General features: G+C 64.6%; 18 protein-coding genes and 3 tRNA genes. 19 read left to right on the top strand and 2 right to left on the bottom strand.

Annotated features, from left to right (window positions below; all coding sequences use genetic code 11):
• The first annotated feature begins 69 nt into the window (after positions 1 to 69).
• From QBK88_RS12375 to QBK88_RS12315, 13 genes are all read left to right on the top strand, one after another.
• The gene (locus QBK88_RS12375; RefSeq protein WP_277962260.1) at positions 70 to 2,850 is read left to right on the top strand and encodes a FimV/HubP family polar landmark protein; all 2,781 of its coding nucleotides are present in this window, start codon (positions 70 to 72) and stop codon (positions 2,848 to 2,850) included.
• Positions 2,851 to 2,982: 132 nt separating this feature from the next.
• Positions 2,983 to 3,807 carry a tRNA pseudouridine(38-40) synthase TruA gene (gene truA, locus QBK88_RS12370; RefSeq protein ID WP_277962303.1) on the top strand — a complete coding sequence of 275 codons (825 nt, stop codon included), beginning with the start codon at positions 2,983 to 2,985 and terminating at the stop codon, positions 3,805 to 3,807.
• 61 nt (positions 3,808 to 3,868) lie between these two features.
• Positions 3,869 to 4,492, top strand: a complete 624-nt coding sequence (locus QBK88_RS12365; RefSeq protein WP_277962259.1) for a phosphoribosylanthranilate isomerase — start codon at positions 3,869 to 3,871, stop codon at positions 4,490 to 4,492.
• Positions 4,493 to 4,735: 243 nt separating this feature from the next.
• A complete protein-coding gene (gene accD, locus QBK88_RS12360; protein WP_268144448.1) occupies positions 4,736 to 5,656 on the top strand; it encodes an acetyl-CoA carboxylase, carboxyltransferase subunit beta in 921 nt (306 codons plus the stop codon).
• Complete coding sequence (folC, locus tag QBK88_RS12355) at positions 5,653 to 6,960, top strand: bifunctional tetrahydrofolate synthase/dihydrofolate synthase (RefSeq protein WP_277962258.1); 1,308 nt, start codon at positions 5,653 to 5,655, stop codon at positions 6,958 to 6,960. The genes accD and folC overlap by 4 nt, the downstream gene beginning before the upstream one ends.
• On the top strand, positions 6,944 to 7,615 hold the full coding sequence (locus QBK88_RS12350) for an SPOR domain-containing protein (protein WP_277962257.1): 672 nt from the start codon (positions 6,944 to 6,946) through the stop codon (positions 7,613 to 7,615). Before folC ends, QBK88_RS12350 begins: the two co-directional genes overlap by 17 nt.
• Positions 7,616 to 7,714: 99 nt before the next feature.
• Positions 7,715 to 8,275: a CvpA family protein gene (locus tag QBK88_RS12345; protein WP_158159141.1), complete on the top strand. Its 561-nt coding sequence runs from the start codon at positions 7,715 to 7,717 to the stop codon at positions 8,273 to 8,275.
• A 42-nt stretch (positions 8,276 to 8,317) separates the two neighbouring features.
• The gene (purF, locus tag QBK88_RS12340; protein WP_277962256.1) at positions 8,318 to 9,823 is read left to right on the top strand and encodes an amidophosphoribosyltransferase; all 1,506 of its coding nucleotides are present in this window, start codon (positions 8,318 to 8,320) and stop codon (positions 9,821 to 9,823) included.
• Positions 9,824 to 10,027: 204 nt separating this feature from the next.
• Complete coding sequence (locus tag QBK88_RS12335; protein WP_268144441.1) at positions 10,028 to 11,242, top strand: O-succinylhomoserine sulfhydrylase; 1,215 nt, start codon at positions 10,028 to 10,030, stop codon at positions 11,240 to 11,242.
• Positions 11,239 to 12,015, top strand: coding sequence for an SDR family oxidoreductase (locus QBK88_RS12330; protein ID WP_277962255.1), 777 nt, complete (start codon positions 11,239 to 11,241; stop codon positions 12,013 to 12,015). Before QBK88_RS12335 ends, QBK88_RS12330 begins: the two co-directional genes overlap by 4 nt.
• Positions 12,016 to 12,201: 186 nt before the next feature.
• Positions 12,202 to 12,277 (top strand) — tRNA-Val (locus QBK88_RS12325).
• Positions 12,278 to 12,337: 60 nt separating this feature from the next.
• Positions 12,338 to 12,414 (top strand) — tRNA-Asp (locus QBK88_RS12320).
• Positions 12,415 to 12,508: 94 nt separating this feature from the next.
• A tRNA-Asp gene (locus tag QBK88_RS12315) sits at positions 12,509 to 12,585 on the top strand.
• A gap of 118 nt (positions 12,586 to 12,703) precedes the next feature.
• Here the strand turns inward: QBK88_RS12315 and QBK88_RS12310 are convergent.
• Positions 12,704 to 14,116 carry an aminotransferase-like domain-containing protein gene (locus QBK88_RS12310; RefSeq protein ID WP_277962254.1) on the bottom strand — a complete coding sequence of 471 codons (1,413 nt, stop codon included), beginning with the start codon at positions 14,114 to 14,116 and terminating at the stop codon, positions 12,704 to 12,706.
• Between the two features lie 304 nt (positions 14,117 to 14,420).
• On the opposite strand from QBK88_RS12310, the gene QBK88_RS12305 reads away from it, so the two are divergent.
• The 6 genes from QBK88_RS12305 (at position 14,421) to QBK88_RS12280 (ending at position 20,965) form a co-directional block, all read left to right on the top strand.
• Positions 14,421 to 15,629: a benzoate/H(+) symporter BenE family transporter gene (locus tag QBK88_RS12305; RefSeq protein WP_277962253.1), complete on the top strand. Its 1,209-nt coding sequence runs from the start codon at positions 14,421 to 14,423 to the stop codon at positions 15,627 to 15,629.
• Positions 15,626 to 16,798 (top strand): FAD-dependent oxidoreductase, encoded by a 1,173-nt coding sequence (locus QBK88_RS12300; protein WP_277962252.1) that lies wholly within the window; start codon positions 15,626 to 15,628, stop codon positions 16,796 to 16,798. The genes QBK88_RS12305 and QBK88_RS12300 overlap by 4 nt, the downstream gene beginning before the upstream one ends.
• A 36-nt stretch (positions 16,799 to 16,834) precedes the next feature.
• Positions 16,835 to 17,266, top strand: coding sequence for a Rid family detoxifying hydrolase (locus QBK88_RS12295; protein WP_277962251.1), 432 nt, complete (start codon positions 16,835 to 16,837; stop codon positions 17,264 to 17,266).
• Positions 17,267 to 17,357: 91 nt separating this feature from the next.
• Complete coding sequence (gene thrC, locus QBK88_RS12290; RefSeq protein ID WP_277962250.1) at positions 17,358 to 18,605, top strand: threonine synthase; 1,248 nt, start codon at positions 17,358 to 17,360, stop codon at positions 18,603 to 18,605.
• A 10-nt stretch (positions 18,606 to 18,615) separates the two neighbouring features.
• Positions 18,616 to 19,854, top strand: coding sequence for a serine hydroxymethyltransferase (glyA, locus tag QBK88_RS12285; protein WP_277962249.1), 1,239 nt, complete (start codon positions 18,616 to 18,618; stop codon positions 19,852 to 19,854).
• A 211-nt stretch (positions 19,855 to 20,065) separates the two neighbouring features.
• Positions 20,066 to 20,965: a DUF2242 domain-containing protein gene (locus QBK88_RS12280; protein ID WP_277962248.1), complete on the top strand. Its 900-nt coding sequence runs from the start codon at positions 20,066 to 20,068 to the stop codon at positions 20,963 to 20,965.
• A 273-nt stretch (positions 20,966 to 21,238) separates the two neighbouring features.
• Here the strand turns inward: QBK88_RS12280 and QBK88_RS12275 are convergent, their stop codons facing one another.
• Positions 21,239 to 22,279 carry an AraC family transcriptional regulator gene (locus QBK88_RS12275; RefSeq protein WP_277962247.1) on the bottom strand — a complete coding sequence of 347 codons (1,041 nt, stop codon included), beginning with the start codon at positions 22,277 to 22,279 and terminating at the stop codon, positions 21,239 to 21,241.
• Between the last annotated feature and the right edge of the window lies 1 nt (position 22,280).

Here is a 22,280-nt window from a genome sequence, read left to right as displayed (position 1 = left end):
GGTATGCCTCAAGGCAGCTTTTCACTTCTCCTCGTTTGCCGGGGAAAATGTTCAAACAAGGATTAGGTCATGGTTCAAGTTCGCAAACTGGTGTTAGCAATAGCCGCCGCCTCGGCGCTGTCATCCGGTATGGCGCGTGCACTGGATCTGGGCGAAGTCACCCTGAAGTCGGCGGCCAACCAGCCGCTGGTGGCCGAGATCGAACTGCTCGATGTGCGCGACCTGGCGCCGGCCGACATCAAGGCCAGCCTGGCCGCACCCGAAGAATTCCAGAAAGCCGGCGTGAATCGCGAGGCTTTCCTCAATGACCTGACCTTTACCCCGGTGATCAACAGCGGCGGGCGCAGCGTCATCCGCGTCACTTCCCGGCAACCGGTCAGCGAACCGATGCTCAAGTTCCTGGTGCAGGTGCTGTGGCCCAGCGGCCGCCTGATGCGCGACTACAGCGTGATGGTCGACGCCTCCCGATTCGCCCCGCAGGGTGCCGCGCCCGTGCAGCCCGCCACCACGCCCGCGGTCACCAGCCAGACCCAGGGGCGTGAGGGCGGCTACACCACCAACCGCCGTGACACTTTGTGGGAGATTGCCCAGCAGAACCCGGTGCCAGGCGCGTCGGTGCAACAGACCATGCTGGCCATCCAGGCGTTGAACCCCGATGCCTTCGTGGCGGGCAATATCAACCGGCTGAAGACCGGCGAAGTGCTGCGCATGCCTTCTACCCAACAGGCCACGGCCCTGGGCCAGGGGCCGGCCATCGCCGAGGTGGCGCGGCAGAACGCGGCCTGGCGTGAAGGCCGTCGCCTCGGGCCCCGTGCCCAGCAGCTGGACGCTACCCGTCGCACCGGTACCGGTAACGCCCCGGCGCAGACCGAAGCGGGCGACAAGCTCAGCCTGGTGGCCGCCGATGGCAACAATGGCAAGGGCAAGGCGGGTGATCGCCAGGCACGCCTGGCTCAGGCCCAGGAAAACCTGGACGCTACCCGTCGCGACAATGCCGAGCTGAAAAGCCGCATGACCGACCTGCAGAGCCAGCTGGACAAGCTGCAGAAGCTGATCCAGCTCAAGAATGATCAGTTGGCCAAGCTGGAGGCGGCCGGTGCCGCAGCGCCTGCTAGCCCGGCAGCGGCCGACGCCAACCCGGCGGCGCCCGGCAGCGAAACGCCGGCGCCAGCGGTCAATGCCCAACTGACGCCACCGCCTGCCACCGAGGCGCCAGCGGCCCCCGCCGCTGCTACCCCGGTCCCGGAGGCCACGCCCGCGCCGACCGCCCCAGTGGCGGCCGAGCCTGCGCCAGCGCAAGAGAAGCCTGGCTTGTTCTCGCGCCTGCTCACCAGCCCGATCATGCTGGGCCTGATCGCCGGGGCCGCGGTCTTGATCCTGCTGCTGGCGGCGCTGCTGCTGGCGCGCCGCCGCAAGGCCCAGCTGGAAGCGGAAAAGCACATGCGCATGGCCCGTGCCCTGGCCGAAGAAAATACCTTCAGCGAAGACATTGACCTGCCCGACAGCAGTTTCGAGGGCCTGGAGACGCCGCCCCCCAGCGTAAAGCTGGCGCCGGCCATGGTCGCAGCCTCCGCGGCAGCGGCGGTAGCGGCCGCTGAGCCGGCCCCGGTGGTCGCGCACCCGCATTCGGATGTCATTCCCACGCCGCCGCTGCGCCCGGCCGCCGAGCCGGTAGTACCGGCACCGGTGGTAGAGCCGCTGGTGGCCTCGGTGATCGAACCGCCCGTGGCCGCCGCGCCAGCCCATGATGTGTTGGCCGAGGCCGAACAGTTGATCGCCGAAGGGCATTACAACCAGGCCGAAGCCCTGCTGGAGCCTGCCGTCAGCGCCGAACCCGAGCGCAGCGACCTGCGCCTGAAGCTGATGGAAGCCTACGCCCATCAGGGTGACCGCGATGCTTTCATCGCCGAGGAGCGCAAGCTGGTGGCCAACGGCCAGAACCATGCCGCGGTCGAAGGCCTGAAGGCGCGGTTCCCGGCCATGCTCGGCATCGCGATTGCCGCTGCCAGTGCTGCGGCCGTGGCGGCCGAACTGGACGCCCAGTACGTCAAGGACCTGCTGATGGACGAACCCGGTGCCGCCGACCCTATCGACGACACTTTCGATAGCGATTTCGACCTGGACCTGGACGAGGACCTCAACGCACCTGCCGAGCCGGACCTGGACATCGCCGATTTCGACGACGACCTGCTGCTGGATGAGCCGCAGCCGCTGGACCCACCGGTGACCGAGCCCGTGACGCCAGCCCCGTCGGCTTTGGATGAGGATGACCTGGACTTCGAAGCGCTGCTGGCCGAACACGCCAAGCCAGTGGAAGAAACGCCGGTGGGTGACCTGGCGGACTTCGACCTGGACGTGGCGGACGACGAGCCCGCCGCACCGGCCCCGGACCCGGAACTGGATGCGCAACTGGCCGACTTCGAACAGGAACTGAACCTGGACGCGCCCGAGGTGCCGCCAGCCCCGGTCGACGACCTGGAATTGCCGGAAGACTTCGACCTGTCCCTGGCCGAGGAGATGGACAGCGCTGCTGACCAGCACGAAGCCAAGCTCGGCGACGTCAGCGCCGAGCTGGACAAACTGTCGGCCAGCCTGGAAAAGCCGCCCATCGCCGAACCGTTCAAGGCGCCACCGGCAGAGCTCGATAGCCTCGACGACCTGCCACCGTTCGAAGATGACTTCGATTACCTGTCGGGCACCGACGAGGCCGCCACCAAGCTCGACCTGGCCCGCGCCTATATCGAAATGGGTGACCACGACGGTGCACGCGACATCCTCGACGAAGTGGTCAAGGAAGGCACCGAAGGCCAGCAGGGCGAAGCCCGCGAGATGCTTTCGCGACTGGTATGACGGCAGCTGCACGTGGCAAGCTGCAAGCACTGCGCGTTGCCCCACTCGCTTTTAACCTGCAGCTTCAAGCTTTGGGCTTGAAGCTGCCTCTAAGGGAACAACGTGGACATTCTTCAAGAGTCGGCCAGTGAAATCGCTGCCGATGGCTTCACCCGCATCGCCCTGGGCGTGGAATACAAGGGTTCGCGCTACCGCGGCTGGCAGCGCCAGGCCTCGGGCGTGCTGACCGTGCAGGAAACCCTGGAGAAGGCCCTGTCGACCGTCGCCGACTCGCCGGTGGACCTGATGTGCGCCGGGCGTACCGACGCCGGCGTGCACGCCTGCGGTCAAGTGGTGCACTTCGACACCCGCGCCGTGCGCTCCATGAAGGCCTGGACCATGGGGGCCAACATCAACCTGCCCCATGACATCAGCGTCACATGGGCCCAGGAAATGCCGTCCAACTTCCATGCCCGCTTCAAGGCCATTGCCCGTCGCTACCGCTACGTGATCTACAACGACCAGATTCGCCCGGCGCATCTGGGTGAGGAAATCACCTGGAACCATCGCCCGCTGGATGTGGAGCGCATGGCCCTGGCCGCGGAGTACCTGGTGGGCACCCATGATTTCAGTGCCTTCCGTGCTGGCCAGTGCCAGGCCAAGTCGCCGATCAAGCAAATGCACCACGTGCGCGTCAGCCGCCATGGCAAGATGATCGTGCTGGATATCCGTGCCAATGCCTTCCTTCACCACATGGTGCGCAACATCGCCGGGGTGCTCATGACCATTGGCGCCGGCGAGCGCCCGGTGGAATGGATGCGTGAAGTACTGGAAAGCCGCGAGCGCCGCAGCGGTGGCGTTACCGCACACCCGTATGGCCTGTACCTGGTGCAGGTCGAATACCGCGACGAATTCCCGCTGCCGGAGCGTTACATCGGCCCGCACTTCCTGACAGGCTTCGATACATTGCCGGGCTGACGGGCTGGAATGCATTTGCTAACATCCAAGGCTTTGGCGACTTTCCGAGGTTTTTCCGCATATGCCAGCCGTTCGCAGCAAAATCTGCGGTATTACTCGCATCGAAGACGCGCTGGCGGCGGCTGAGGCAGGCGCCGACGCCATCGGCCTGGTGTTCTACGCCAAAAGCCCCCGCGCGGTCACGGCCGAGCAGGCACGGGCCATCGTCGCCGCGCTGCCACCGTTCGTGACCACCGTGGGGCTGTTCGTCAATGCCAGCCGCTGTGAGTTGGCTGAAATCCTCGAAGTGGTACCGCTCGACCTGCTGCAGTTTCACGGTGACGAGACCCCGGCTGACTGCGAGGGCTACCACCGGCCCTACATCAAGGCCGTGCGGGTGCGCCCGGGTGAAGACCTGGAGGCCATTTGCAAGCAGTACGCCAATGCGCGGGGCATTTTGCTGGATACCTATGTGGCCGGCGTACCGGGTGGCACTGGCGAGGCGTTCGACTGGGGCCTGGTGCCCGAGCGTCTGAGCAAACCGATCATCCTGGCCGGTGGCCTGTCGGCGGCCAACGTCGCCGAGGCCATCGCCCAGGTCAAACCCTACGCCGTGGATGTCAGCGGTGGGGTGGAGGTGGCCAAGGGCATCAAGGACGCGGACAAGATCGAAGCGTTCATGCATGCCGTTCGCAGCGCCGGGTAATGCAATTGCCTGCCCACAGGGAATATGGAATGACTTCAGGGGATGTGACGGTTGCCAATCTGCCACCGTCCATACCTCTGGCAAGGCGATGGCGACCCATGGGTCGGCCGTCCTGAATTTGAAGATGGCGCGAGCGCACACGTGCAGTTCCCCATCCTTTACACGAATTAAATTGAGCTCAAGGGCATGCGCGGGACCTGTCACTGCTTGCGCAGGCAGTCCCCGGTACTGGAGAAAGAAAGCATGAGCAACTGGTTGGTAGACAAACTGATCCCTTCGATCATGCGTTCCGAGGTGAAGAAAAGCTCGGTCCCTGAAGGCCTGTGGCACAAATGCCCGTCCTGCGAGGCGGTACTGTACCGTCCGGAACTGGAAAAGACCCTGGACGTTTGCCCCAAGTGCAACCACCACATGCGCATCGGCGCACGTGCCCGCCTGGATATCTTCCTGGACGCCGAAGGCCGCAACGAACTGGGTGCTGACCTGGAGCCGGTCGACCGTCTGAAATTCCGTGACGGCAAGAAGTACAAGGACCGCCTGGTCGCGGCCCAGAAGCAGACGGGCGAGAAAGACGCGCTGATCTCCATCAGTGGCACCCTGCTGGGCATGCCGGTGGTGTGCAGCGCCTTCGAATTCTCCTTCATGGGCGGTTCCATGGGTGCCATCGTCGGCGAGCGCTTCGTGCGCGCGGCCAACTACGCGCTGGAAAACCGTTGCCCGATGGTCTGCTTCGCTGCTTCCGGCGGTGCGCGCATGCAGGAAGCGCTGATCTCGCTGATGCAGATGGCCAAGACCTCGGCCGTGCTCGCGCGCCTGCGTGAAGAAGGCCTGCCGTTCATCTCCGTGCTGACCGACCCGGTGTACGGCGGTGTTTCCGCGTCCCTGGCCATGCTGGGTGACGTGATCGTCGCCGAGCCCAAAGCCCTGGTCGGCTTCGCCGGCCCGCGCGTGATCGAACAGACCGTGCGCGAAAAACTGCCGGAAGGCTTCCAGCGCAGTGAGTTCCTGCTGGAACACGGCGCCATCGACATGATCATTTCCCGTCAGGAACTGCGCCCACGCCTGGGCAGCCTGCTGGCACAGATGATGGGCCTGCCGACGCCAACCTTCGTCGCCGCCCCAATCGAACCGATGGTCGTGCCACCGGCGCCTGCCACTGTATGACCGAACGTACCCTGGGCGAGTGGCTCGCTTATCTTGAGCAGTTGCACCCGGCGGCCATCGACATGGGCCTGGACCGCTGCCAGCAGGTGCTGGCGCGGCTCGGCCTGGGTCGCCTGGCGCCTCGGGTCATTACCGTAACCGGTACCAATGGCAAGGGCTCCACCTGCGCCTTCATCGCCTCGCTGCTCAAGGCCCAGGGCCTGAACGTCGGTGTCTACGCTTCGCCGCACCTGCTGCGTTACAACGAGCGGGTGCTGATCGATGGCGTGGAAGTCGACGACGCCCGACTATGCGAGGCCTTCGCTGCGCTCGAAGCGGCCCGCGGCGAGATTTCCCTCACCTACTTTGAAATGGGCACCCTGGCGGCGTTCTGGCTGTTCAAGCAGGCCGGGCTCGACGCCGTGGTGCTGGAAGTAGGCCTCGGCGGGCGGCTGGACGCGGTCAACCTGATCGACGCCGACCTGTCGCTGATCACCAGCGTGGGCCTGGACCACGCCGATTACCTGGGCAATACCCGTGAATCGGTGGGTTTCGAAAAGGCGGGCATTCTGCGTGCCGGTCGCCCGGCGCTGTGCGGTGACCTCGAGCCGCCGCACACGGTGCTCGACAAGGTGGCCGAGCTGGCCTGCCCGTTCTTCCTGCGTGGCCAGGACTATGACCTGGTCATTGGCGACAGCCAGTGGCAGTGGCGCGGCCGCGACCTGGATGGTCAGGGGGTGGTGCTCGATGGCCTGCCGTTGCTGGACCTGCCCATGGAAAACGCCGCCCTGGCCCTGCAGGCCTACCGCCTGACCGGTTTGCCCTGGGAGGCGTCGCAATTGACCGCGGCATTGCTCGCCACCCGCGTCACCGGGCGCCTGGACCGGCGCCAGGTGGTATGGCAGGGCAAGCGCCTGAACCTGTTGCTGGACGTGGGTCACAACCCCCATGCTGCCGAATACCTGGCCCGGCGCCTGGCCAGCCGACCGCCGGTTGGCCGCCGCCTGGCGGTGTTCGGGCTGCTGGCCGACAAGGATCTGCAAGGTGTGCTTGCCCCCCTGGCGGGCAGCGTCGGCCACTGGGCGGTCACGCCGCTGCCGACCTCGCGCACGCGCCCGGCCGCCGAGCTTGAACAGGCCCTGGCGAACCTTGGGGCGTCGGTGACGTCCTATGCCAGCGTCGCCGAAGCCATCGAGGCACAGTGCGCGCAGGCGACGGGCGAGGATGAAATCCTGCTGTTCGGGTCTTTTTATTGTGTCGGCGAGGCCCTGGAATGGCTGGCGCGGCATGCCACGGAGGAAGTTGCGGATGGCTTTGCTGGATAACGTGTTCAAGCAGCGGATGGTCGGCGCCCTGGTGCTGATCGCGCTGGCGGTGATCTTCCTGCCGATGCTGTTTTCCCGACAGGACGAGCAGCGTCAGGTGCGTGTCGACGCTCCCGAGGCGCCCCAGGCGCCGGTGGTCCAGCAGGTGAAGGTCGAACCGGTGCCTGTGCCCGAACAGCAGAGCCTGCCCCAGGACGCCGAGTCGGTTGAGGCCCAGGCGGCCCCCACTGCGCCACCGCCCTCCATGCCGGTGGCCCCGGCACCGCCTGCGCCACCTTCCCAGCGCGTTCCCGTGCAGGTCCAGGCCCAGGCTCCTGCGCCGGCACCCAAGCCTGCGCCTGTTGCCAAGCCCACTCCAGCCCCGGCGCCGGTGGCCAAGGCCGACCCTGCCGCCAGCAAGATCGACGCCAACGGCCTGCCCGTCAGCTGGGCCGTGCAACTGGCCAGCCTGTCCAACCGCGCCAGCGCCGACAGCCTGCAGAAAAGCCTGCGCAGCCAGGGCTATAATGCCTATGTACGTTCGGCCGATGGCATGAACCGGGTCTTCGTCGGGCCGCTGATCGAGCGCGCCGAGGCCGAGCGCCTGCGCGACCTGATCAGCCGTCAGCAGAACGTCAAGGGCTTCGTGGTGCGTTTCCAGCCCGAGCGCAACTGACGGGCAGGGCGTTTTAGCGCATCACCCCGACAATCATTGCTTACCCATAAGGCGGCGCTCTGCTAAAATGCGCCGCCTTATCCGTTTGCAGGCTGCACCGTGGCATTTACCTGGGTTGACTGGGCGATACTCGCGATTATCGCCATCTCCGCTTTGATCAGCTTGAAGCGCGGCTTCGTCAAGGAAGCCCTGTCTCTGCTCACCTGGATCATTGCCGGTGCGGTCGCCTGGATGTTCGGAGGCGCTTTGTCCCAGTACCTGGAAGGCTACATTCAGACGCCTTCGGCCCGTGTCATCGCCGGCTGCGCCATCCTGTTCGTCGCCACGCTGCTGGTCGGCGCCATGGTCAATTTTCTCATTGGTGAACTGATCCGCGTGACCGGCCTGTCCGGCACGGATCGGTTCCTGGGCACCGCCTTCGGCGCGGCGCGTGGCGGCCTGCTGGTGGTCGTCGGCGTCGGGCTGCTGAGCCTGGGCCCGTTTCAACAAGACACCTGGTGGCAGCAGTCTCGGCTGGTGCCCCAATTTCTATTGGTCGCCGACTGGTCGAAAAACCTCGTTCTGGGGATGACCAGCCAGTGGCTCGCCAGCGGGATCAGCTCACCCGTTGATCTTCCGTTCAAGGACCAGCTTTTTCCTGCCGCCGCCAAGGGGCAGTGAAGGGTTGTTCAGTTCAGATTCATTAAGTAGGGGTTGCGTCGCATGTGTGGCATCGTCGGTATCGTCGGTAAGTCGAACGTCAATCAGGCGCTGTATGACGCGCTAACCGTCCTCCAGCACCGCGGCCAGGACGCTGCCGGTATTGTGACCAGCCATGATGGCCGGTTATTCCTGCGCAAGGACAACGGGTTGGTGCGTGACGTCTTCCAGCAGCGCCATATGCAGCGGCTGGTAGGCAGCATGGGGATCGGCCACGTCCGTTACCCGACCGCGGGTAGCTCGACCTCTGCCGAGGCGCAGCCGTTCTACGTCAACTCGCCGTATGGCATCACCCTGGCGCACAACGGTAACCTGACCAACGTTGAGCAGTTGGCCAAGGAAATCTACGAATCGGACCTGCGCCACGTCAACACCAGCTCCGACTCCGAAGTGCTGCTCAACGTGTTCGCCCACGAGCTGGCCGTGCGTGGCAAGCTGCAGCCCACCGAGGAAGACGTGTTCGCCGCCGTCGCCGACGTGCACAAGCGCTGCCGTGGCGGCTACGCCGTGGTCGCCATGATCACCGGCTACGGCATCGTCGGTTTCCGTGACCCGAACGCCATCCGCCCGATCGTCTTCGGCCAGCGCCACACCGACGAAGGCGTCGAGTACATGATCGCCTCCGAAAGCGTGTCCCTGGACGTGCTGGGCTTCACCCTGATCCGTGACCTGGCCCCGGGCGAAGCGGTGTACATCACCGAAGACGGCAAGCTGCACACCCGTCAGTGCGCGCCGAACCCGCAATACGCGCCGTGCATCTTCGAGCACGTGTACCTGGCTCGCCCGGACTCGATCATCGACGGTATCTCGGTGTACAAGGCGCGCCTGCGCATGGGCGAGAAGCTGGCCGAGAAGATCCTGCGCGAGCGTCCCGAGCACGACATCGACGTGGTCATCCCGATCCCGGACACCAGCCGCACCGCGGCGCTGGAGCTGGCCAACCACCTGGGCGTGAAATTCCGCGAAGGCTTCGTCAAGAACCGCTACATCGGCCGTACCTTCATCATGCCCGGCCAGGCCGCGCGCAAGAAATCGGTACGCCAGAAGCTCAACGCCATCGAACTGGAATTCCGCGGCAAGAACGTGATGCTGGTGGACGACTCGATCGTGCGCGGCACCACCTGCAAGCAGATCATCCAGATGGCCCGTGAAGCCGGCGCCAAGAATGTCTACTTCTGCTCCGCCGCGCCGGCCGTTCGCTACCCGAACGTCTACGGCATCGACATGCCAAGCGCCCACGAGCTGATCGCCCACAACCGCAGCACCCAGGAAGTGGCCGACCTGATCGGCGCCGACTGGCTGATCTACCAGGACCTTCCGGACCTGATCGATGCAGTGGGCGGTGGCAAGGTCAAGATCGAGCAATTCGACTGCGCAGTGTTCGACGGCAAGTACGTGACCGGCGACATCGACGACAAGTACCTGAACAAGATCGAACAGGCGCGTAACGATGCGTCCAAGTTCAAGACTCAGGCGGTCAGCGCGATCATTGATCTGTACAACAACTGATCGATAGCCTTCGCTCAAGCGCCCGGGCCTCTGCAAAGAGCCCGGGCGTTTTTGCTTGTTCTACCGGGCAAAGCACGGGAGCGCCGCATCGCGGTGCAACAGGCCCCCCCCCTCTGGCCTTTTCCCGAGCTTCGCCCGGTCCCACATGAATTTGGTAGACTCTTCAGCCTGCGTTTTCTATCTATCAGCTTTAGGAGTAGCGGCATGACACAGGAATGGGACGCCGGGCGTCTGGACAGTGACCTGGAGGGTGTCGCCTTCGATACCCTGGCCGTACGCGCTGGGCAGCACCGCACGCCGGAAGGTGAGCACAGTGACCCGCTGTTCTTTACCTCCAGCTATGTTTTCCGTACCGCTGCGGATGCCGCGGCGCGTTTTGCCGGGGAAGTGCCAGGCAACGTCTATTCGCGCTACACCAACCCGACCGTGCGTTCCTTCGAAGAGCGCATCGCTGCCCTGGAAGGCGCAGAGCAGGCCGTGGGCTTCGCCACCGGCATGGCGGCGATCACTGCCGTGGCCATGGGCCTGTGCAGCGCGGGCGACCACGTGCTGATCTCCCAGAGCGTGTTCGGCTCCACCATCAGCCTGTTCGACAAGTACTTCAAGCGCTTCGGCATCGAAGTGGAGTACGTGCCCCTGGCCGACCTGAAGGGCTGGGAAGCGGCCATCAAGCCCAACACCAAGCTGCTGTTCGTCGAGTCGCCGTCCAACCCGCTGGCTGAACTGGTAGACATCACCGCGCTGGCCGAGATCGCTCACGCCAAGGGCACCCTGCTGGTGGTGGACAACTGCTTCAGCACCCCGGCGCTGCAACAGCCGTTGAAACTGGGCGCCGACATTGTCGTGCACTCGGCCACCAAGTTCATCGATGGCCAGGGCCGTTGCATGGGCGGTGTCGTCGCCGGCCGCGCCGAGCACATGAAGGAAATGGTCGGCGTGGTGCGTACTGCCGGCGCTTCCCTGAGCCCGTTCAACGCCTGGATCTTCCTCAAGGGGCTCGAAACCCTGAACTTGCGCATGCGTGCCCATTGCGCCAGTGCCCAGGCCCTGGCCGAGTGGCTGGAACAGCAGGATGGCATCGAGAAGGTTCACTACGCCGGCCTGCCCAGCCACCCGCAGCACGAACTCGCCAAGCGCCAGATGCGTGGCGGCTTCGGCGGTGTGGTCAGCTTCGAGGTCAAAGGGGGCAAGGAGGGCGCCTGGCGCTTCATCGATGCCACGCGTCTGATCTCCATCACCGCCAACCTGGGTGACAGCAAGACCACCATCACCCACCCCGGCACCACGTCCCACGGTCGCCTGTCGCCCGCCGAGCGCGAAGCGGCCGGTATCCGTGACAGCCTGATCCGCGTCGCGGTAGGCCTGGAAGACGTGGCCGATCTGCAAGCCGACCTCGCGCGCGGCCTGGCGGCATTGTGATCGACTGGTCCACGAAAAGCGCCAGCCACAACGGGCGGGTGGCGCTGGTCACCGGCGCGGCGCGGGGCATTGGCCTGGGCATCGCAGCCTGGCTGATCGCCGAGGGCTGGCAGGTGGTGCTGACCGACCTTGACCGTGTGCGCGGGCCGAAGGTAGCCGGCGCCCTGGGCGAGAACGCAGTGTTCATCGCCATGGACGTGGCCGACGAGGCGCAGGTGAAGGCCGGCGTGGCCCAGGTGTTGGGCCAGTTCGGCCGGCTGGACGCGCTGGTCTGCAATGCAGCCATCACTGACCCGCACAATTCCACGCTGGAGACGCTGGCGCTGGAGAAGTGGAACCGGGTACTGGCGGTGAACCTGGGCGGGCCGATGTTGCTGGCCAAGCATTGCGCACCCTACCTGCGCGCCCACTGTGGGGCCATCGTCAACCTGGCCTCGACACGGGCGCGTCAGTCCGAAGCCGACACCGAGGCCTACGCGGCCAGCAAGGGCGGCCTGGTGGCCCTGACCCACGCCCTGGCCATCAGCCTTGGCCCGGAGATCCGGGTCAACGCCGTGAGCCCTGGCTGGATCGATGCCCGAGACCCCTCCGAGCGCCGCAACGCCCCGCTGAGCGACGCCGACCATGCCCAGCACCCCACCGGGCGCGTGGGTACGGTAGAGGACGTTGCTGCGTTGGTGGCGTGGCTGCTGTCGCGCAATGCCGGGTTTGTCACCGGTCAGGAGTTCGTGGTGGACGGCGGCATGACCCGCAAGATGATCTACCAGGAATAACAGGGCCAGGCCGCGTCCGTGGTACACGCGGTGTATGGGGCACGGCCAGGTCTGCTGCACGGGCCATGGGGGCGTGGCAGAAAAGGGTGGTGGCGTCGCACAACTGACTTTTTTGAAAAAACTTCAATAAAGTTATTGACTTACCTTCGATGGCTGCGTAAAGTTCGCGTCATTGGAGAGGCAAGAGGGTGATTAGCTCAGCCGGGAGAGCATCTGCCTTACAAGCAGAGGGTCGGCGGTTCGATCCCGTCATCACCCACCACTCTGATCCTCTTCTTCCCAAGAGGGGAAGCCTTGTTACTGAGAAGGCATCCAGCACTGCGCAGCGGTAGTTCAGTCGGTTAGAATACCGGCCTGTCACGCCGGGGGTCGCGGGTTCGAGTCCCGTCCGCTGCGCCATTTTCACCTGATTCGGCCATGCCGTGTCAGAGATCGAGAAGCTCGAAAGTTCTCGGTCAGACCAGTTTCAACTGCACGCAAGTGCATGCGATACGCAGCGGTAGTTCAGTCGGTTAGAATACCGGCCTGTCACGCCGGGGGTCGCGGGTTCGAGTCCCGTCCGCTGCGCCATACAAAGCTTCGAGGCCCTTGAACTCCTTGAAGCACAGAGAAAGCGACCTCAGGGTCGCTTTTTTTGTGCCTGCGATTTGGCTCCGGTAGAGGGCAGCCGCGCAGGCTGCCCCTTGCCTCAATAAAACCGGCGCGGGTCGCCGGACTCGATCAGGCTGGCCAGTTTGGTCAGCGCAAAGTGAAGCTCTTCCCGGCTGGTAGGCGACATCAGCACAATCCGCACCCCGCGGGTGCTGCCGGAGCGCTCCGCCTGGAACTGCGAGCCGCTGCTCACCGTCACGCCATTGCTGCGCGCCAGTTGAGTGAATTCATCGCTGCTCCATGGCTCGGGCAGGGTCAGCCACAGGTGGTAACTATGGGGCTGGCTACGAATCTGCAAGCCTCGGAAAATCTCGGCCGCCATCGCTTGCCGTGCGGCTGCCTCGGCACGCTGGATGCGGATGAGTTTGTTGTCCAGGCCTTCGCTGATGACGTTGGTAGCCAATTGCGCGGTCAGCGGCGAGGACATCCACACGCTGCTGCGCACCATGGAGCTGAGGCGTGACAGCATCTTCGGCGGGCTGTACAGGTAACCCACGCGCAATGCGGGTAATACCGCCTTGGACAGGCTGCTCAGGTACACCGAGCGGTCAGGGGCGAAAGACGCCAGTGGGCGGGTAGCGGGGTCGGTGGCCAGAAAGCCATAGATGTCGTCATCAAGCAGAATGAAGTCGAACTCTTCGGCGATGGCGGCGATTTGCTCGCGGCGGGCGTTGGACATGATTGCCGTGGTCGGGTTCTGACAGGTGGCCACGCACACCAGCATTGCCGGACGCTCGCGCTGGCAGATCTCGCGCAGCGCCTCGGGAATGATGCCTTCGTCATCCATCGGTATGCCGCGCAAACGGCGCTGCAGGCTATGGGCGACCGAAATGATCCCCGGGTAGCACAACGATTCACAGAGGATCAGGTCGTTGCTCTGGGTCAGTGCACTGATCGCGACCATCAGCCCATGCTGCGCGCCACTGGTGATGACCACTTGCTGCCACTGGGCCCCAGGCAGCCAATGGCGCAGCCACTGGGCGCCGGCTTCCCGGTGCGCGGGGTGGCCGCCGTCGGGAGCATAGTCCAGGGCCCGCTCGAAGTCGGTGCTGCGAGCCAGGTTCACCAACGCCCCGCGCAGCCAGAACTCCAGGGTTTCCCCGTGGGGTTTGATGATCGACAGGTCCAGGGTTTCCCGTGAGGGGCTCGACACTGCTGCAGGCATGACAATCTGCGAGTCGGCAATGCTGCGCACCAGGGCGCGGTCGGGTGCCTGGTCCAATACGTAGGTACCACGGCCTACTTCGCCCTGCACAAGGCCGCGGCGCTGGGCTTCGCTGTACGCGCGGCTGATGGTTCCGGGCGTGACGTCCAGGGCAGTGGCCAGTTCCCGCAGCGTCGGCAGCCGATCACCACGTTTCAGTGCACCGCCGTGAATATCGCGTTTCAGCGCATCGGCGATCGAAAGGTACATCGGTTGATTGGCATCATCGAGCTGTGGAACCCACATTTTTGGTTACCGATCGTAGTAATGGTAGCTTTCGAGCATATCACATCGCATCAAACCCACTGATCAATCGGATCAATTTGTGAATAACGCGCATTGGACGAAAAAGACAGATTTTTGCGTTAGTGAATTTAATTCATATAAATCAATGGGTTGATTTTTGGTAAAGGCCAGATGATGGCCCTTCATCATGAAAATGCTTCGAAATGTAAATTTGCCCTATTGAGTCGGTTCAATTTGTTCGAATACACTGAAGATGATCGACTCAATCGAGTCATTAAATCAACCAGTGGACGTTGCGCACACCATGGACAGACTCAAGCGAGACCTCTCGATATCGGCCGTCATCGCCGGCTTCATCGCGGTGATCATTTCTTACGCAGGCCCCCTGATCATCGTGTTTCAGGCCGCTCGGGAGGCTCACCTGAGCAATGCCGAAGTGTCCTCATGGATCTGGGCAATCTCCATCGGCAGTGGCCTGACAGGCCTGCTGCTGAGCTGGCGCCTGCGCACCCCGGTCATTACCGCCTGGTCCACCCCGGGCGCCGCGTTACTGGTGTCCATGCTACCCACGGTATCGCTGCCGCAAGCCATTGGTGCCTACGTCGTGGCCTCGGTGATCATTGCCGTGGTGGGCCTCAGCGGGGCGTTTGACAAGCTCATGAGCCGTCTGCCCAAAGCCATTGCTGCTGCCATGCTGGCGGGCATCCTGTTCCGCTTCGGCGCCGACCTGTTCACTTCAGTGCGTGTCCAGCCTTGGCTGGTCCTGTCGATGCTGGCGGCCTACCTGGTGTCCAAGCGCTTGTCGCCGCGCTACGCGATTCTTTCGGTATTGATCGTCGGCTGCGCGGTGGCGGCTTCCATGGGGTCGCTGAACAGCGGTTCGATCGTGATCGAACTGGCGCAACCCATCTTCATCGCGCCGCAGTGGAGCTGGCACGCCATTATCAATATCGGCCTGCCCCTGGCCCTGGTCACGCTGACCGGTCAGTACGTGCCGGGCATGGCTGTGCTGCGTACTTCCGGGTACCAGACGCCCGCGCGTTCGATCATCTCGGTGACGGCCATCGGCTCGGTGCTGCTTGCACCGTTCGGGTCCCACGGTTTCAACCTGGCTGCCATCACCGCCGCCATCTGTACCGGCCGCGAAGCCCACGAAGACAAGGACAAGCGGTACATGGCCGGGGTCGCCTGCGGGATGTTCTACTTGGTGATGGGGACCTTCGGCGCCACCTTGGCCTCCGTGTTCTCCGCCTTGCCCAAGGAGTTGATCGCCGCATTGGCCGGCCTGGCCCTGTTCGGTGCCATTGCTACGGGCCTGGCGGGTGCCATGGCGGATGACAAGCAGCGTGAATCAGCACTGATCACTTTCCTGGTGACCGCGTCGGGCATGAGTTTCCTGGGCCTGGCGGCAGCGTTCTGGGGGCTGATCTTTGGCCTGGTGGCACACTTCGTCCTCACCTGGACCCGCAAGCCCAAAGTGACGGGCAGCGTCGCGGCGGGGGTGGCGCAATGAGCCAGTGCTTCGATTTCATCGTGGTGGGGGGCGGTATCGCCGGGGTAAGCGCAGCCTATGAGCTGGCGGCCCATGGCAGTGTCTGCCTGCTGGAGCGTGAACATCAATTGGCCTTTCACACCACCGGACGTTCGGCCGCCATTTCCATGGAAAGCTACGGCAACCAGCAGATCCGCGCGCTGACGTGCGCATCGCGGGCCTTCTATGAAACCCCTCCCGAAGGGCTGGCCGAACACCCGTTGTGGGCACCCCGCGGGGCATTGATCGTTGCCAGCCAGGACCGCGAGGCGCAACTGCGCAGCCGATATGACGTGGTGCTGCAGCAGGTGCCCCAGGCGCGGCTGCTCGACGCCCGTGAAGTACTCGAGTTGGTGCCGTACCTGGCCGAGGGCCGCTGGCATGCGGGCATTTACGAAGCCAGCGCCTTCGACCTGGACGTGCATGGCATTCACGCGGGCTACCTGGCCGGCATGCGCCAGCGCGCCGCCGTGGTGCGGCGTGAAGCCGAGGTAGTGGAGGCTGTGCGCAGCCAGGGCCAGTGGCGCTTGCGCAGCCGGGACGGCGATGTGTTGCAGGCACCTGTGGTCGTCAACGCGGCAGGGGCCTGGGCCGATGAGCTGGCCGCCCTGTGCGGCGTGCCCACTGTGGGCGTGCGTGCCCTGCGGCGCACGGTGCTGGCGGTCGATCCGCACTGCGATGTCCATCACACCCCTTACCTGGGCACGCTCGACGAAGACATTTTCATCAAGCCGGAGGCCGGCCGACTCATCGTCTCGCCTTGCGACGAAACCCCGAGCGTACCTTGCGATGCGCAGCCCGAGGAGCTTGACCTGGCTATCACCATGGACCGCCTGGAGAGCACGACCCGTCTGCGGCCGCGGGCCATCGTCAACAAATGGGCGGGGCTGCGCACCTTCGTCGCCGACCGCTCGCCAGTGCTGGGCAGTGATGACCAGGCACCAGGGTTTGTCTGGCTGGCGGCCGTCGGCGGTTATGGCATTCAGGCAGCGCCTGCCATTGCCCGCCTGTGTGCCGCGGCGGCGATGGGCCATGCCATGCCTGTCGACCTGCAGGGCCTGGGCCTGAAGTACGAGCATTTCGCCCCCGCGCGTTGCCGCGACGGTGAGTTTCTAAAGCGCCAGGTCACCCGTGTCGCCCACCTGCATTGATTCAACCGACCCCACCACCCCACAAGGAATGTACCCATGCACAGCAATGCTCAACGTCAGGCCACTGAAACCTTCGAAACCGTCCTGGGCAGCGACAACGTTATCTTCACCGACCAGGCGCCCCTGCCGCTGGGCACTTACTCCCAGGGCATCAAGGTAGGCCAGACCGTCTACCTGTCGGCGCAGACGCCGGTCAACCCCAAAGACAACGAAGTCTGGGCCAGTGATTTCGAGGGGCAACTGCGCCAGACCCTGGAAAACCTCAAGGTCATGGCCCAGGCCAGTGGTGGCTCCCTGGCCAACGTGGTGAAGGTCACCGCATTCATCACTGACCTGAGCGAGTTCCCGACGCTGAACCGTGTCATGGAAGAGTTTTTCACCCGGCCGTATCCGGCACGTACCACCGCCGGTGCCAGTGCCCTGGCGCGCGGTACCCTGGTGGCAATCGACGCCATCATGGTGGTCTGACCCGCCGGGTTTCGTCTCGGGCCGGGCAGGCACCGATCAGCGATCGCCATGCCGCCCGGCTACCCGCCAGTTGTCGATAACAGGGTTGCCAATGAAAGGTTCGTACAGGGAATTCGTACTGCAATGCCTGCGTTGCGGGGGCCGCTACAGCCCCCATGAGGTTCACACCTGGTGCCCGGCATGCCGGGTCGATGGTGCGCTCGACGCCCTTTACGATTACGACACGCTGCGGCGCGATTGGTCCCGGGCCAGCCTGGCCGGGCAGCACGAGCGGGGCATGTGGCGGTATGACCGGTTGATGCCGCTGGCATCCTCCCGCTTCGCGCCGAGCCTGATGGTGGGCAACACGCCCCTGTATGCCAAACCGGAGTTGCTGGGGCCGGGCTCGCCGCTGAAGGTCTGGATCAAGGACGAGTCACGCCAGCCCACGGGGTCGCTGAAAGATCGCGCCAGTGCCTTGGCCGTTGCCCATGCGCTGGAATGCGGGGCCACCACGGTGGCGGTGGCCAGTACCGGCAACGCCGCCTCGGCGCTGGCAGGCATGAGCGCGAGCCGCGGCCTGCGCAACGTGATTTTCCTGCCACGCACGGCGCCGCGGGAAAAGATGGCCCAGATGATCGGCTACGGCGCCGAGATCGTGCTGGTGGACGGCCACTATGACGAGGCCTTCGACCAGTGCCTGCAGGCGTGCGAGCAGAACGGATGGTACAACCGCACCACCGGCATCAATTCATACATGAGTGAAGGCAAGAAAACCGTGGCCTTCGAGATTTGCGAGCAGATGGACTGGCAAACACCTGACCTGATGTTCGTGCCTGTTGGCAACGGCTGCATTCTGGGCTCGGTGTACAAGGGGTTTGCCGACCTGCTGCAACTGGGCTGGATCGAGCGCATCCCCCGCCTGATCGGGGTGCAGGCACAGAACAGCGATTTCATGCATCGCGCCTGGCACAGCGGCCAGTCCATGGACATCGTGGAGCGGCGCACGCCCAGCAGTCTGGCCAGCAGCATCAACGTGGCGTTGCCCCGTGACCGCCTCAAGGCCATGCGCGCGGTCACCGCCAGTGGTGGCGAATTCCTCTGCGTGGACGACCACAGCATCGTGCGCGCGGCCAGCGAACTGGCGGCGCGTACCGGTGTGTTCGCCGAGGCCGGTGCTGCCAGTGCCTACGCCGGCTTGTGCAAGTACGCCGAGCTGCACCCGCATACGCCGCAGACCGCGGTCATCCTGATCACCGGCAGTGGCCTCAAGGACACTTCCATCTATTTGCCCAACACGGCCACCAGCGTTGCCGCGGCCGCAACCCGAGCCGCGCGCCCCACGGCCGCCCTACTTTGAGGACACACCCATGAGTCTGCACAACCAGGACCCGCTGATCGCCCGCTTGATCAGCCGTGAAGAAAACCGCCAGGAAACCCACCTGGAATTGATCGCTTCGGAAAACTACGTGAGCCAAGCGGTGTTGGAAGCACAGGGGTCGGTGCTCACCAACAAGTACGCCGAAGGCTACCCGGGGCGCCGTTACTATGGCGGCTGCGCAGTGGTGGATGAGGTCGAGAACCTGGCCATCGAGCGGCTGAAAAAAGTGTTCGGTGCCGAGTATGCCAATGTCCAGCCCCACTCAGGCTCACAGGCCAACCAGGCGGTGCTGCTGGCGGTGCTCAATCCTGGTGATGTGATTCTGGGCATGTCCCTGGCCGATGGCGGCCACCTGACCCATGGCGCCAAGGTCAATTTTTCCGGCAAGCTGTTCCAGGCACACACCTATGGCCTGGACCCCGAAACCGAAACCCTGGATTACCAGCAGGTCGAGCACCTGGCCCGCCAGCATCGCCCCAGGTTGATCATCGCCGGCGCCTCGGCCTACGCCCGGCAAATCGACTTCAAGCGCTTCCGTGCGATCTGCGATGAGGTAGGCGCCTACCTGATGGTGGATATGGCGCACTATGCCGGCCTGATCGCGGCTGGCCTTTACCCGTCGCCGGTGCCCTATGCCGACTTCGTCACCTCTACCACCCACAAGACCCTTCGCGGGCCGCGGGGCGGTCTGATTCTGGCGCGCGAGCAATACGCCGCGCTGCTCGACAAGACCATTTTCCCGATGTACCAGGGTGGGCCGCTGATGCACGTGATCGCGGCCAAGGCCGTGGCGTTCAATGAAGCCCTGGGCGACGACTTCAAGCACTACCAGCAGTGTGTGATCGACAATGCCCAGGCCATGGCCCAGGTGCTGACCGAGCGTGGCCTACGGGTGATTTCCGGCGGCACCGATTGCCACATGTTCCTGGTCGACCTGCAGGCCATGAACATCACTGGCAAGGATGCGGAGGCGTTGCTGGAGAGCGCGCACATCACCCTGAACAAGAATGCCATCCCCAATGACCCGCAGAAGCCTGCCGTCACCAGTGGTATTCGCGTGGGTACGCCGGCGTTGACCAGCCGGGGCTTTGGCCTGGAGGAGGCGAGGGAAGTGGCGCACCTGATGGCCGATCTGTTGTCGGCGCCCACCGACATCCAGGTGCGTGAGCGTGTGCGTCAGCGCATCATGGCGCTGTGCGAGAGCCATCCTGTGTATGTGCGCGCTTGAGTGAAGGGCGCCTGTCCGAGCGGTGCTCGGGCAGGCGCTGCATTGCTGGCGGGATGATGTCATTTGCCTTCGTCCATCGGCCAAGCGTCAATTCGACTTTTCTCCTGAGCGCAGCCGTAGTAGGGTTACAGGTTGTCTAAAACTCATTTCATGCGCCTTGCCTTGCGGTTGTGAGGCACAATAGGGGCTGATAGTTTGCCCAGGATTCGCAATGTCTAAGTCACCGAGCTTGAGTGCCCCGCGGTTGGGGTGTGCTTTGGCGTTTTCGCTGGCCGCCCTGAGCGGTTGTTCGTCGAACAAACCGGCCATGTACGAACACGAGGAATTCTCGGATTCGGGCACCTACTCGCGCAATTATCCGGTCAGCGACTCCTCGTCCTGCGAGGCTGCCCGGCGGGCGCTGCTCAGCCAGGGCTACATCATCACCAGCAGCGACCCCAAGCAGCTCAGTGGCCACAAGAGCTTCCAGCAGACGGGCGAGACCCACATGGAGATCAGCTTCAGCGTGACCTGCGCCGCTGACGGCAACGGCAATACGTCGTCGACCATGTTCGCCAACGCCCTGCAGGACCGGTATGCGCTGAAGAAGGTCAACAACTCCGCCAGCCTGGGCGTGGGTGTGTTGGGCTCGGTGTCGATGCCAATCGGGTCCACCGACGATTCCATGGTCAAGGTGGCCAGCGAGACCGTGACGTCGGCCAAGTTCTACGACCGCTACTTCGCGCTCGTGGACGTGTACCTGCCCGCCGAAGTGAAGAAAGCCGCGCATATCGCCGATAAGCCCAAGGCTGACCTGGGCGTGCCCGAGCCCAAGGCCGAAGCCAAGCCCGAGGCGAAGGCGCAAACCAAGGCCGAACCGGTCAAGCCAGCGGAACCGGTGGCTGCAGCCACGCCGACGCCGACGCCAGCCCCGGCGCCCGCGACCCCAGCCCCAGCGGCGGCCACTCCGGAACCGGCTGCGACGCCGGCCGAGGGTTCGCAACCGGTGACGCCACCGGCTGAAGCCGCGCCGATTACCCCAACCTCGACCACCACCGAGACCACCACGCCGGCGGCCAGTACGCCAGCGGAAGCAGCCCCTGCGGCGACCACCCCGGCTGCCAGCCAGTAAGGGCTGGCAGGCGCTGAGCCCCATGTCGCGCGGCGCCCTCCTTGTGCAGGCGCTGGCGCCGCGCGACCATCACGCGGTGCTCCGCCACCGCTAAATTTCCATCGCCCTCGCGCGTTCATCCCCTGACCCACGTCATTTTATATTCACGGGCAGGCGCTATCCTGCCCGGACATCGAACAGAGGACATGAGCAATGGATGAGTACCAGGAAGAACTGCTTGAATCGCGCGCCGTGGAGCTGGACCCGCTGGAACCCGCCGAAGACGCCACCGAGCTATAGCGCCCGCACGCTCTGGCGCCGGTATTCCCCCGGTGTCTGCCCCTTCCAGCGCTTGAAGGCGCGCGCAAAGGCTTCAGCCGAAGCAAACCCCAGCAGGTAGGCGATCTCGCCAAACGCCAATTCCGTGTCGCGGATATAGGCCATGGCCAGGTCACGCCGCGTGTCATTGAGAATGGCGCGGAACTGCGTGCCCTCGTCAGCCAGTTTGCGCCGCAAGGTCCAGGTCGGCAGTTTCAGCCGCGCCGCCACTTCCTCCAGGTCCGGCTCCCGCCCGCCATCGAGCAGCGGCCCCAGCAATTGGGTGATGCGCTCGCGCAGGCCGCGGGTGCGGGTCAGCTGTTGCAGTTCCTGCTCGCACAGGCCCAGCAGGTAGCGGTAGGTGCTGGGGCAGTGGTCCGGGTTGCGCAAGGCCAGGTTGGCCAGGCTCAGGCGCAACTGGTTGTGGCTCGCGCCGAAGGTGACTGGCCCGCTGCTCAGGGCCTGGTACTGCTCGGCATAGGGCGGTGTCTGGTATTCGACGTCCACGCGCTCGGCGTGCAAGGTCTGCCCGCACAGTGTGCCCAGTTGCTGCAGCCACCCAGCCAGCACCGAGTCCACCACGAAGCAGTTGTAGGCGTTGTACGGGCTGATGGAATAGAAGCGCAACCAGGCCCCGCGCGAATCTTCGTGCAGGCTGGCCTGGCCACGGTAGTTGGATTGGTTCAGCGGGGCGAAGCGGATCAGCGTGCGCGCCGCTTCGCGCACTGTCGGCGCCTGGGCCGCGGTGACACCGGCCAGGCCTGCCTGGGCCATGCGCGATGCCCGCCCCATGCGTAGCCCCAGGGCCGGGTCGCCGGTGAGCTGGATGGCCGCATGGCCCAGGCGCATGTAGCGGGGAATCGACAGCCGCGCGCCGGCTTCGGCCAGGCGCAAGGGCTCAAGGCCGTATTGCAGCAGCAGTGGGGCGGGGTCCAGGCCATGGCTGGCCACGGCATCGGCCAGGCTGTGGATGAAACCCACGGACAGGTCGCCCAGCCTCACCGGTGTGCTTGGCATG

Origin of the sequence: Pseudomonas sp. RIT-To-2, assembly GCF_029623465.1 — a bacterium.
GTDB lineage: Bacteria > Pseudomonadota > Gammaproteobacteria > Pseudomonadales > Pseudomonadaceae > Aquipseudomonas > Aquipseudomonas silvicola.
The sequence above is the reverse complement of the archived record's forward strand: the minus strand, read 5'-3'. Positions and strand labels throughout refer to the sequence as shown.